The sequence below is a fragment of the Candidatus Babeliales bacterium genome (assembly GCA_036260945.1).
Taxonomy (GTDB): domain Bacteria; phylum Babelota; class Babeliae; order Babelales; family JACPOV01; genus JACPOV01.
The window spans coordinates 356,157-368,715 of the sequence record DATALT010000002.1 but is presented as its reverse complement, the minus strand read 5'-3'; the positions used below and the strand labels follow the sequence as shown (position 1 = coordinate 368,715).

Here is a 12,559-nt window from a genome sequence, read left to right as displayed (position 1 = left end):
GAATCGTTTGCCTGATACCATCCTAATAATAGAGGGGGAGTAAAGTAAATAATTCAGATTGAAATTAAAAATTAATGCTCTTTTACGGGGATTGTTGCACGCTCTGCAATATAAGAAAGTCTTCGTGAGCGCTCCCAGGCCTTCAAAAAGGAATCGAGTGGATAAGAAACGGCGGTATCTTCAGTTTTTTCAAACGCGGGATCGTGGCAAACTACCATTTTATTCTGAGCATCGAATCCAACAATAACCAAAAGATGTCCATTTTTATATTCACGGGGCGCTGTTAAGAGAGGACCGCGAACACTCACAACCACCGGCCAGTTTTTTTTGAGCGACTGATGAATTTGTACAAAAGAATTAAAGCGTGTCACATAAAAGAAAAAATCCCCTTTGCACATTTCATATGCAGTTACGGTATTGAATGGCCAACTCCCATAGGCATCAAGTCCGGCATCATATGAGCGCGCGGCAAAGGCAATAGGATCTATGGGTGCTCCACTAAAAAAGCTAGAAACAATCGAGCATGATGTTGGCGAGCACAACGCTTCTTTACGCGGATGTTCAAGAACCATTTGTGATTGTTTTCCAACGCCTTCCACATATACCGATGAAAGTGATAAGGACAACCGCTGCGCATCTTCCGCTTGAAAATCAGGAAAATTTGCGGTTGTTACACTCAACGAAGCCAATTGAGACAAATCTGCACCATCATGAGAATCTATTTTAATACGAAATGCATCCGATGGCGTTGCGGGAGGAATCTCTAGTCGGACATGTTGATACTTTGTGCCGGTTTTTGATTCATTAAAAAAAGAACGCTGCGCGTGCTGCCCCCATTCTATCATGGTATGCCAATCGTGCCATTGCTGAGTTCCCGCATCGCGAACCTGCGCTGAAAATCGGTAATACCCCCGGGTAGGACGATGAGCGTTCCAAGAAAAAATAAGCTGAGTAAACAACGGAACCGATTTTTTTCCAAAAGTTAAAGAAGAGAGATCTTTATGATCAAGTTTTTTAGCATGCGAAAACCGTTTTTTATAGCATCGCGCCCATTCTTCCTGCATAGCTTGTGCAAAAGAAAAGTAACACCACGAAATCCCTAGAAAAAAAATTAAACGTTTCATCATTTCCTTTTGCATTATAAATTCTCTTATTAGCATTATATATATATTTGCATTTATTTTTCAACCGAACAAGAACGCGATTAATAAAAACCCTAAGTCTCCATTCTTTTTAAATTTCTCATCACTAGATGGCAACTTTCAAAATTTCATAAAGCTTTATATTATTGCATTCTTATAATCAAATTGAAATACTTAAGATGAGGGGAATGTATGCATAGAACTATTTCATTATTCATTTTTCTTGCTGCTTTGTTTCTTGAATGCCAAGGAAAACAAGCAGTAATCATCGTACCGGTAGCCGATTTGGTCGGGAACCAGTCAGGCGAAAAAGCCTATCAAGCATTGGGGCTTTGCGCAAAACCAGTCGAATGCTGCATTCGCCTTCATCAACTACTTTATAATGAAATTGTTACAATAGAAGAAGAAAAAGGTGCTGAAGTTCGCATAAAAATTAGCTCTGCGTTTTATGAACTTACGCGAGGTGGTATACCGCAAACAAGTTATTGGACCCTCAAAAAAAATCTAGTTGCATTAGAAGATTTGGTTGCCCGTGGGATACCTATTAAATCAATCCCAGAGCCACTCAGTTTTAATCCAAGAAAATCAAACGCCAGCAATCAAAAAATCGTTGCTCTTTTGCAACCGCACTACGATCCTCGTACACAAACAACTTACTCCGTGGGAACACGATTTGTTCGTACGGAAAAGAATACACAACCTAACGAAATCGAAGTTTTTGCGTTTAATAGGCACGTGTATGCACCAGTAACTATTTCTCTCCCTATTAATAAGTGTATCGAAACAAGTAATAATCGCTCTTGGGATGAACGAAGAGATATTTTTCTAAAACTACTCCATTCCTGGGCGCATCCGACCACTGGTTATATTCCTTATGTATGGGGCGGATGCAGTTTTACTGTGCACGAAAACGAACCACACTTTGTTTCTATGCCAGCGGCAAAAGGCGGAACTCTTTTCATGCCGCGCACACAAAAGAAGATGTGCGCCGGATTCGATTGCGCAGGATTAATAGCGCGCGCAGCGCAACTTGCTGGCATACCCTACTACTATAAAAACACCGCCACCATCGCAAATCATTTAAAAGAAATATCGCATGCTAGCGACATTCAAGATGGCGATCTTATTTGGTTTCCCGGGCACGTAATAGTTATTAGCGATGTTTCCCGTAACTCAATTATTGAAGCACGAGCGTATGGGCAAGGATATGGAAAAATTCATGAATTACCAATAAACCTTGTATTTAAAGATATCGAGACGGTTAGCCAACTTTTAGCACGTGCGCGAGAAAAAAAAATGATTTATCGCTTGCAAAAAAATGGGAGCGTAGCGCATTCAATATCAACGCTAAAAATATTGCAATTATCAAGCACACTCAAAAATTAAAAATATCTTCCAACATTGGTTCTGTTACTAAATCTTGGCGCGCATAATACGCCCTAATAATTGGAACTATTTTTTCATAACCAATAATAATAACGCTACACAGTTTTCGATTGCGCATCCTGCAGCAAACATATGAGCCTTCAGATTCTTTTCTAAATTCTTGATCAAAAGCTAACGACTGCGCACCCGCGATAAAAAATTTATTCTGAAAAAAATATGAACTATAAAATTGCAAAATTCCTGAATAAGGTTTTGCCTCACCCGCCATTGCATGAGCAGCGCATACGCCCTGGGCCACCGCATCAGACCATTTAAAACTTGGTAAACGATTATTGGTAATTCTATCAAACGTTTCAATGCAATCACCTGCAGCGTAAATAGTCGGTTTTGATGTTTGCATAAATTCATTTACCTGAATTCCATGACGAGATGTATCAATTGCCTCGTCTTGCGCTAGTTTAATATTTTGCACCGACCCGATGGCAAAAACAATGATTTGTGCACCGATAATGCGTTCGCTATTTGTTTTAACACCCGTAACGCGGCCATTATCTTGCACAATCTCTTTAAGTTGTTCTTCAAAAAAAAATCTTACTCCAGCTTTTTCAGCATTAAAGCGTACTGCCGCAGCACCCTGCTGATCGAGCAAGTTATTAATAACGCGCGATGCTGATTCCAGAACGGCAACAGAAATACCATTCTGCACTAACGCATCTGCGCATTCCATTCCTGTCAATCCGGCGCCGACAACCAACACTGAAGAAATTGCATATTTTGCGCAATACTCTTTGAGTCGTAAAACATCTTGCAAGGAGTAAAAATAAAAAATCCCATCGCACTTTTTTTCTGAAGCATATATTCGGGCTTGTGCGCCTGTCGCAATGAGTAATTTATCGTAAGGGATTTCGTCACCATCTGCCATAATAATCTTATTGGCTAAGGGCGAAATTCTTTCAACTTTTTTCCCTAATAAAAGATCTATTTTTTGTTGCTGAAAAAATTCTTGCGGCCGCGTGAAAATATCTTCTAGCGCTTTATCGCCGGCAAGGTAATCTGGCAATAAGCATTTATTATACGGCATCTGCATCTCATCAGATATGCAAACAATTTCTGCATGCGCATCTAATTGCCGCAGCGCAGCGACAGCTCCCATTCCAGCTGCAGATGTCCCTATAACAACAAATTTTTTATGCATCGTGAATTGAGCCTAAAAGCTTACGTACATTGTTTATTAATCTAATCAATTAAATAACTAGCCGTGCCAAAAGCGGAAACCTCAATAAGCAAAAGACTGGTGCGCCCGACAGGATTTGAACCTGCGGCCTACAGATTAGGAATCTATCGCTCTATCCACCTGAGCTACGGGCGCAATTCTAGCTCAAGTATAAAGTTTTTTAAAAAATTGAAAATCAAAAGCCTTTATTTGGTTAACCTATTACAAAGCGAGGGAAACGGCTAATTTGATCTCTAATCATTCGCCTATCTAGTGTAGACCAGTAGTACACGCTGAACGGCTTGAATCTCCAAATCGAGTAATACGCTTTATCAGGTCAGGAGGAAGTACTGAATCATCGAAAATACTTCGACTGGCAGCAGCCGCACCATGACAAAAAGAGACACCGCCAGATCCTAAATGAGTTGTGCACCTGGCATTGATAACTTTGCAATTTTCATGATACACATGACCCACAGAAGGAAAACCATCGTATGCAACCGCTCTCGTGCCCACCCAACGATGAGCTATGCCTCTAGACTCTAGAAAGAAAAGATCTTCCTCTGTTAATTTCTTGCCAAAAGTATCTCTATTCATTGCTATTGATATAAAATCAGGCAAAACATCATTAATCATATTTAGCTGCAAGAGGTTTCGATTGCGCGCAAATGCCTCTTCTTTTGTGGGCTTTTTGTCTCCATAAAACGCCTTCGTTCCCGCAACGCCTATGCAAATCCTATTTTCAATAAAACGCGCTTGCCAAGCAAGTACAACGCCCTCTTGATGAACTTCCATGCAATGATTAAAATCACGGTATTGATCAATTTTTTCTTTTGGTAGATCTACAAATAATGTCAGAGACGCTCCTGCAAAACGTGCATAGGCAGGTTCACTTAACCCTAGTTGCTTTAACGTGCCAACTGATTCACCCGGACAAAATACGAATTCACAAGCACGATCCGAATCTAACTCAAATCTCTCTCCATTTATACTTATTCCAGTTATGATCATCTCCCCACAACTGTTTTTATCAAATTGAAGACTAGTAACCTTAGCGCCAAATTTTAATTCGAATCGTTCTTTTTTTTCGCCTCGCTGGTTTACGAAAACTCCCATCTTTTTGCGCATATACTCATAAAATTTTGGCAGAAAAATACGAGTATCGATACACCCACCCGGCCTGAACAAGGCTGCTGTATCACTTGACCATTCCCGTTCGCCAGTCGAATTTAATTGAGAATGTTGTTTGCAAAAATTTGCAAGATAAGGGTCCAATCTGACTACTTCGTCTGGACTCAACAAAGCACATCTTTTATATCCCAACGCTTGATAATCTCTTTGCATGTTTAATGCGCGCTGTTTAGCATTTGGTATGCTGTAAATTAAGTCGATACGATACCCTTTGCGAAGAGCCAATTTCTCTTCAGAAATTTCTCTGCATGGATTAAAGTTTGACTCAATAAGAATTTTTTTTAATTCAGGATCTGCAGAGTCGTAAAACTTTTGCCACAAATCCATACTTTCTTTGCCAAGTTCAAGCAACGCTTTCGTGCGTTGTTCATGCCCTTCCTGATCGGCGCTATAACGTTCAACTTCTGAAATAAAAAACTTAGAAGTTTCGGAATCACTAATTCCCGGAACGTCATCGACCCTGATCCCACTCGGTTCACTAAACAACGTTCTTAATCTAGAAACTAATTCATTGCCTCGAGGAACGACCGACAGAATTTCATCAGGTGTAAGACTAGGAAATAACGAATAAGAAGTGGTATCCGCTACTTTAGAATTTTGCTCACAAATTATAATTCTCAGATCATCTTTTTTTAAGTCAGCATCGCGTAAAGCATTGTAAGCTTCAACAGCGCCGACGATTCCTCCGCCGAGAACCACGAAGACCTTCTGACTCGAAAATGAAAGATGGCTGAAAGAGGTTATTATCAGGATAAATAGTTGGAATTTAATTATACTGCAGAGGGCATACGTCATAAATTTCTCCTTTTACGATTTTTTGACATCCGCAAATTTAACCAAATTTCTTTGGGTAGGCAAGCACTTTTTGCCACAAAAATATTTATCTTCACAACCTATGCAAAAATCATATTAATAATTATTTTCGACACAGACCCAGTGCTACTAACAGTTAAAATTTTTGTAATCAATCAAACTATTTTGCGATCAAATACTTTTGAAGAAAGTCCACAATTCGACTATTTATTGATTCCAGAACTTTATATGAGTTTTGTGCGTACCACCGACGCATTGGCCATTTTGCCAAAACGGCGTCACTAAAATCTTCGTGACTTGTATGGTCGAGCAGTACTAAAAAGCATTCAGAAGCTGAGCATAAACTCTTTATGTGCTCTTCAGTTCTTTTTTTCTGCTCAAAATATTCGTCTCGAGTAATTTCCTTTCGCTGTAGATATTCAGGTGTCGGCTCACCAACATCAAGACTTTCTGATGCAAACAAGAGAAGCAATGGTTTTCTTAACGGCTCAGCTCGAATAACGTGATCATACCATCCATCAAGATCGATCGCTACTTTGCACATCTGACTGTTTCGGCAAAACTCGATCGCAGCTGTACCGCCCGCCGAGTGCCCAACAACTCCGATTCTCGTTAGATCCAGTCGTTGATAAACGGTGCTCTCCTTGTCTTGATTTAACTTTTCTAATTCACTTATCACCAATTTCATATCCCGAATGTATTCGTTTATGGCATTAGCTTGAAACGCCCTTTGCTCATGCGGCCTCATTTTTTGAAACTTGGCACTTAATTCATTTGAACTGACAACGCTACCATCCGGATATTGGGTAATAATATTAAAATACGGATGATCGATCCCGACAATAAAGTATCCATTACTCGCAATATTTTCGATAAGTGAAACATACATATCGCTCGGCAAACCAAATAAGCCATGAGAAAAAAGAATAATTGGGAAATGCTCTTTAGATCTTGAAAGAGGAGCATTAACATAGGAGTGTGTGATAATGTTACGCCACAGTAAGGCAGATATCCATAAAGGAATACTATAGAGTGCCGCGTACAACTGCTGTAAAATCGGCATTTTACCTGCCACATACTGCAATCTTTCATCCGTTTGAACCGCTGCTGGATACCAAAACCGAACCATTACTGATCGTTTTCCATCACATCCAGGAGCATACGGCTCATCTCTCTGTTGATCAACAATCTTGAATGCTTGCGTCCCTACCTGAAATGGTCCCGAAGGCTCAGGAAACGGCTTCAAAATTGGAAATAAATATAATACACTCAAAAGTATTAGAAAAACTGATAAGAATAGATATGTATTTAACAATCGCAATCGATTCATAATATTAGCTCCCAAAAAATCATGGTTGTTTTTGATAAGTAAATATTTTCTCCATCATTTTTTGTCTTGTTAATTTTGAGAATATCGAAAAATCAAAAATATCGTAAATATGCAGGTAAAAAAAATCAAAATAAGCCTTTCAAAATTTTGCAAAAAAGGTACAGCACCCGAATAAACGCCTAGTCTTCTTTTTTTTAAATATGTTAAATTTTTTTAGTTAAATTAACTATCAAATAAGAACTTGAAAATTATGTCCCTTACTCAACTAGCCCCTTACCTTGAACTATTCAAAAAAAAATTCCCGTTAGAGCAAATTGAAAAAACAGTGTACATGCAAGGCGCTGAGCATCACGTCATCGAAATTAATGATAAATGGATTTGCAAAATTCAAAAAACTTCAGACTCTACGACTTTAGAAATCGAAAAAAAAGTACTGAATTTGTTGAAAGGAAAAATAAAAACGAAGATACCAACTGTTGCATATGCGGCAAAAGGGTTTATCGTCTATAAAAAAATTGCAGGAATCGAACTCACAACAAATTTTTACAACTGCCTAGGAGAATCGGAACAGAATCTACTCGCCGCCGACATTGCTTTTTTCTTGTATGAGCTTCACAACGGAATCGAATTAAGCGAGGCGCAAGAAATCGGATTGGAACAAACCAATTGGCCATGGTCTCAACAAAAGATCAAAGAGCACGCACACCTAATTGGTGATCAGGATCTTAAAGAAATTTTCCTAATTTTTATACGAAACTATCAAGATATTATAGTACCCTTAGAACAAACTAAGCTTATTCACAACGATTTAATTCTTAGAAATATCATAGTTCATCCATCTACTGGTAGATTAAGCGGCATTATAGATTTCACCGATGCTGCAATCGACAGCTTTTATTTGGATTTAAGACTTAACTACATGAGCATTCCTAAATTAAGTGAATCGATTGCAGAATATTATGCAAGACTAAACAATGTTCCATTAATCATGGAGAACATTTATCTGTATTATATAGCTACTGAGTTTTCGCGTTATTTACAAGACCATGGAAAAAACAGCTTGGCAAAAGCACGTATAATTGAAGGTTTTAACCTGTTACAAAAGCAGTAGACCTGACACTCATCAGCTCATAACGCACAAATAAAAAAATGGGGCGAAATGCCTAATCGAATTCTTGATCATATTAGTTAAGTTATAACTCTTCAGAAAGATAACAAACCCCTCTCAAAATTTCATAATCGTCCCCAGTCTTCAATTCTGCTGTTAATAATCGTGAATTATTAATAGCAGAATTAGGATGGGATAGAGGTAAGTATGGTGCGCCCGGCAGGACTCGAACCTGCAACCTACGGAGTCGAAGTCCGGTACTCTATCCAATTGAGCTACGGGCGCATTCATTCGATAATTGTACCAAAAAAAGGCTAAAAAGCGAGCTGAATTTATTCTCAATCCAACTCAAAACCTTGTAGGAACGAACCTGTCTAGCGTAGTCTAAATATAAAATTATTCAGAGGATATTAATGATGCTTTCAACTAAACGATTTTTTGTAATGATATTGATTTTTGCTTCCGCTAAAGCAGAATTTGAAGCTTATATTGATATTTTACCCATCAATAAATCAATTGATAATAACCTCCAAATAGTTCTTGTTAAAGAAACAAAAATGGGCTGGTTTGGTAGAAGTTATGAAGAATATATAAATCCACGCGCAAAAGTAATAATTAACGCGGAGCCAGGTACGCTCGAGTCTCAAAATGAAGCGCTTTCAAAAGCGACAGAATTCTTCAATGAATTTTTAACAAAGCAAAAAATGGATCTGATAGCTTTCCCGTTAAAAAATGTTATTCACGGGCAAATGTTTGGCCCTTTTTCAGAGTTTGGAAAAAGAAAAAATCATTTTGTGTTTCTCGCACAAATACCTACCCCTAAAGTAGATGTGCTGAGCAGTGCAAAGTTCGTTAACGTCGAAAAAATCCTCAATCGTACACTAGCTGTAGCTGTCGATCCAACGCTCGTACAGCTACTTGAAACTAACAATTTTAGAACAGCGCTTGAAGAAAGCGGGTTCATCGCAAAAACGGGAAAATTATTATCAGACGCGTTAAATAATCTCGCTGTAATAATTCAAAATCTAAAAGATATACTTCTTTTATCCCGTTAAAGCGGAACTATTTTTTTATAAATAGAGCGAGAAATTCTTTGTTACCGTCGCCACCCAAAATTGGTGATTCTATAATTCCTTTATACTCAAATCCTTCGCGGGAAATACCACTTGTTACTTTTTGTACGACCGCTTCGTGAACCGTTGGATCGTTTACGATGCCGCCCTTGCCAATTTGAAATCGTTCGGCCTCAAATTGCGGTTTGACTAAAACAATCAACTTAGCTCCAGGTTTCATCACGTTTTTTACCGCATCAATAACTTTTAATACTGAAATAAACGATAAATCGAGCGTTACAAGATCAACAATCTCTGGTAGAGAAGTTAAATGGCGCAAGTTGGTTCGCTCCATAATAATAACTCTTGCATCATTGCGCACCTTTTCATGAACTTGCCCGTACCCAACGTCAATTCCATAAATTTTAGCAATTCCGCGCTGGAGCATACAATCGCTAAAACCTCCCGTAGAGATTCCCGCATCGAGAGCAATAAGATTATTCACGTCAACATTAAATGCATCTAGAGCCGCCTCAAGTTTAAATCCTGCACGCGAAACATATTTTGGCTGAGTAACATCCATATCGATTTGAGCATCCGGTGCAATAAGCGTCCCTGCTTTTGTAATAATCTGCCCTTCAACCTTAACTTTTCCCTGCATAATGATGCTTTGTATGAAAGCTCGGCTTAAATCTGGCCGTTGCTGAATAATAACGAGATCAAGCCGTTGTTTGGCCATGTTTTCCTCTTAGATACTATTGACTTTTAACAACCTCAATTTACATACTAAAAATACAACTATTATTAAAAAACAGAAAGCAAATCAATGAAAAAAATGCTCTTCTCGATTGTTATTTCAATATTATTGTCCCCAACGTGCTTTGCTCAGCGGGCCAATCGAGTTGGCGTTTTACCATATAGCTACAACTCTCAAGGGAAACTTCATTTTTTGATAGGTGCAGAATCGAAAAGGGGCAAACTTTTTATCTGGAGTGAGTTTAGCGGTGCACAAGATGAAAAAGATATTGATTTCCCACGCCAAACAGCTGCTCGTGTTCTCAACAACGGAACACGCTGTTATTTTGGCTTTGAAGCCACGCAATCAGAAAGTTTAGAAAAAAAACCCAAAAAACCTACTATTAACTTATGCAATAAAGGCATCGACTATATTATGCCGCGCTTAAAGGGAAATCAATTAATCCCCCTAACAAGCTACTATTCTGTGTATTTGGCACCCATAGATTGGATCGATCATGAAAAATTTGATCGTTCTCCAAAAATTTATGAAGATGGCAAACTTTTGCCTGGAGCAACCAAACAAAAGTTTCTGTGGATTCCTGCAGAAGATCTTATTGCTGAAATAAAAAGTACGCCAAACCGTAAAGACGCAAAGCTGCCTCTTAAATACAGAAATGCTTACGGCATTACTCTCTCACCAATGACCTACGATCTTTTGAAAAACCCGCAAGCACAAGAAATTATTTCAAATCTCATGAAAAAAGCTCCGCAGAAAACCTTAAAAAACTAAACAGCTAATGCTGCTTGGTTACCAACAGGAATCAAGCCAGGCACCTGAGCAAAAAGAAATTCATCTTTTTGAATCTTAAACCAAGATTGCTTTTCAGCTTGTACTAGGAGTGTTTTGGTCGTGTCTGAAAGGGGGAAGAAATAATCTTTTGCTAAGCGCACTTGCTCTTCTAAAACTTTTTTAAATGGACAGACGACGAAAACACCTTCATTCGTTTCAATCGTCAAGTTTCCCGTTGTCATGCCCTTTGAAAGAGCCGCGCGAAATTCCTGCATTGTTTTGCATGGTTCGCCGTTAACTTCTTTCAAAATACTTCCCGGCATAAGAGAACGACTTCTGTGAGCTTGAGAATCTGGAAAAATATGCGTTATGATCAACGCCGGCTCCATCTGGTATTTCATCTCAGCATATTTAGCCAAAGCAGGTGCTTGATTAACAAGAATAGGTAAATGATTAATCGTCAATGGCTGAACAACCATTCCAGCAGTCACTTCATAATCAAGCTTTTCAAATCCGGGATACACGTGCCGAATAGGGAGCAATTCGGTTTGTTCAAAAGTAAGCGAGATATCTTTTCTGGCTCCTTTTCTGTAGACAACTAAATCTACTTGTTGCCCTAATTTCATTTGCGAAACGTAATCTATGAGAGCAACCTTTTCGCCCTGCCAGAACATTTCGCCATACATATCGAGTTTATAGCCGTTAATTTCATAAATCATGTCGCCGCGCTTGACGCCAGCTTTTGCCAGTGGACTACCTTTGTAAACATCTACAACATAGAGGCCACCCGGTTGCGGATTAGACAAATAATTAGTCAAACTTTCACTGCCATTATTGAAGATAATTCCCAAAAATGGCTTTCTGAGTAGTTTAACGGTACGCAAATCATCCAAAACAATTTTTAATTGATTAATAGGAATGATAAATCCGACATTTTGCGCATCAGGAGCATAAAGCGTATTGACTCCAACAACTTGGCACGATCTATTAAGAGAGGGACCACCGGAATTTCCAGGATTAATTGGTGCGTCAATTTGAATCAAATGTTGCTCGCGTCCGCTGACAACGCCCACAGTACTTTTTAACCCTTGCTGACCCAACGGATAACCAAGAGTCATAACTTCATCTGCACGTTTGACATCATTAGAATCGCCAAAACCAAGATGGGGAATCTCACCAAGAACGGTCTTGATAATTTCCAAACCTTCTGCCGGAACGCGCAAAAGAGCCAAATCTCTTTCCGGGCTTAATCCAACAATTTCTACATCGATTTGTTGTTTTCCAAGGCCAGGAATTTGAATCCATACGGCTTTTGCTTGATCAATAACATGCGCATTTGTAATAATCTCGCCCTCTTTATTGATAAAGAATCCACTGCCAGTTCCTTGGTATTGGTTTGGCGTTTTATAGGGCTGCAATAAATCAATAGTGCCGACTTGCGAAAATACCTGCACTACCGCATTTTTCACTTTGTCTTGCAGCTCGCTCCATGCTTGCCCGGGAATATGTGGTTCACCTGCATCTCTTTTGGTACCCAGCTCTTGAGAGTTTGATGAACTGTGAAAAAGTTGACTTGAACGAACTTCTTCATAAAGCTGGCGCTGCATCTTTTGAATATTTCGCATCCAATAAATACCACCCCCGCAAAATAAAACCACCAGTGTGTATGCCATCCAGTTGCTTCTATTCATATATCCTCTTTCTCGTTCTTGATAATTTTTTTATGAACAGCTTTTATAAGATTTAAAGTGTAGCAGCCTTAAAAAATAACACCAGACCGCGCAACTCGATTTGCC

General features: G+C 39.0%; 10 protein-coding genes and 2 tRNA genes. 4 read left to right on the top strand and 8 right to left on the bottom strand.

Annotated features, from left to right (window positions below):
* Positions 1–71: 71 nt before the first annotated feature.
* Positions 72–1,127 carry a C39 family peptidase gene (locus VHO47_02480; GenBank protein HEX2977958.1) on the bottom strand — a complete coding sequence of 352 codons (1,056 nt, stop codon included), beginning with the start codon at positions 1,125–1,127 and terminating at the stop codon, positions 72–74.
* A gap of 207 nt (positions 1,128–1,334) precedes the next feature.
* Between VHO47_02480 and VHO47_02475 the strand changes: the two genes are divergently transcribed.
* Positions 1,335–2,528, top strand: a complete 1,194-nt coding sequence (locus tag VHO47_02475; GenBank protein HEX2977957.1) for a hypothetical protein — start codon at positions 1,335–1,337, stop codon at positions 2,526–2,528.
* On the opposite strand, the gene VHO47_02470 is transcribed toward VHO47_02475, so the two are convergent.
* From VHO47_02470 to VHO47_02455, 4 genes are all read right to left on the bottom strand, one after another.
* Complete coding sequence (locus VHO47_02470; protein HEX2977956.1) at positions 2,518–3,723, bottom strand: FAD-dependent oxidoreductase; 1,206 nt, start codon at positions 3,721–3,723, stop codon at positions 2,518–2,520. The two genes, VHO47_02475 and VHO47_02470, sit on opposite strands and share 11 nt — an antisense overlap.
* Positions 3,724–3,820: 97 nt before the next feature.
* Positions 3,821–3,897 (bottom strand) — tRNA-Arg (locus tag VHO47_02465).
* Between the two features lie 114 nt (positions 3,898–4,011).
* A complete protein-coding gene (locus VHO47_02460; GenBank protein ID HEX2977955.1) occupies positions 4,012–5,631 on the bottom strand; it encodes an FAD-dependent oxidoreductase in 1,620 nt (539 codons plus the stop codon).
* A 274-nt stretch (positions 5,632–5,905) separates the two neighbouring features.
* Positions 5,906–7,075, bottom strand: coding sequence for an alpha/beta fold hydrolase (locus tag VHO47_02455; GenBank protein HEX2977954.1), 1,170 nt, complete (start codon positions 7,073–7,075; stop codon positions 5,906–5,908).
* Between the two features lie 250 nt (positions 7,076–7,325).
* Here VHO47_02455 and VHO47_02450 point away from each other — a divergent pair, with 250 nt between their 5' ends.
* Complete coding sequence (locus VHO47_02450) at positions 7,326–8,186, top strand: phosphotransferase (protein ID HEX2977953.1); 861 nt, start codon at positions 7,326–7,328, stop codon at positions 8,184–8,186.
* 205 nt (positions 8,187–8,391) lie between these two features.
* Here the strand turns inward: VHO47_02450 and VHO47_02445 are convergent.
* A tRNA-Arg gene (locus VHO47_02445) sits at positions 8,392–8,468 on the bottom strand.
* Between the two features lie 128 nt (positions 8,469–8,596).
* On the opposite strand from VHO47_02445, the gene VHO47_02440 reads away from it, so the two are divergent.
* Positions 8,597–9,238 carry a hypothetical protein gene (locus tag VHO47_02440; protein HEX2977952.1) on the top strand — a complete coding sequence of 214 codons (642 nt, stop codon included), beginning with the start codon at positions 8,597–8,599 and terminating at the stop codon, positions 9,236–9,238.
* A gap of 7 nt (positions 9,239–9,245) precedes the next feature.
* Here VHO47_02440 and VHO47_02435 read toward each other — a convergent pair whose 3' ends face one another.
* Positions 9,246–9,974, bottom strand: coding sequence for a TlyA family RNA methyltransferase (locus tag VHO47_02435; GenBank protein HEX2977951.1), 729 nt, complete (start codon positions 9,972–9,974; stop codon positions 9,246–9,248).
* An 87-nt stretch (positions 9,975–10,061) separates the two neighbouring features.
* Between VHO47_02435 and VHO47_02430 the strand changes: the two genes are divergently transcribed.
* Complete coding sequence (locus tag VHO47_02430) at positions 10,062–10,763, top strand: hypothetical protein (GenBank protein ID HEX2977950.1); 702 nt, start codon at positions 10,062–10,064, stop codon at positions 10,761–10,763.
* On the opposite strand, the gene VHO47_02425 is transcribed toward VHO47_02430, so the two are convergent.
* On the bottom strand, positions 10,760–12,454 hold the full coding sequence (locus tag VHO47_02425) for a trypsin-like peptidase domain-containing protein (GenBank protein ID HEX2977949.1): 1,695 nt from the start codon (positions 12,452–12,454) through the stop codon (positions 10,760–10,762). The two genes, VHO47_02430 and VHO47_02425, sit on opposite strands and share 4 nt — an antisense overlap.
* Positions 12,455–12,559: the final 105 nt, after the last annotated feature.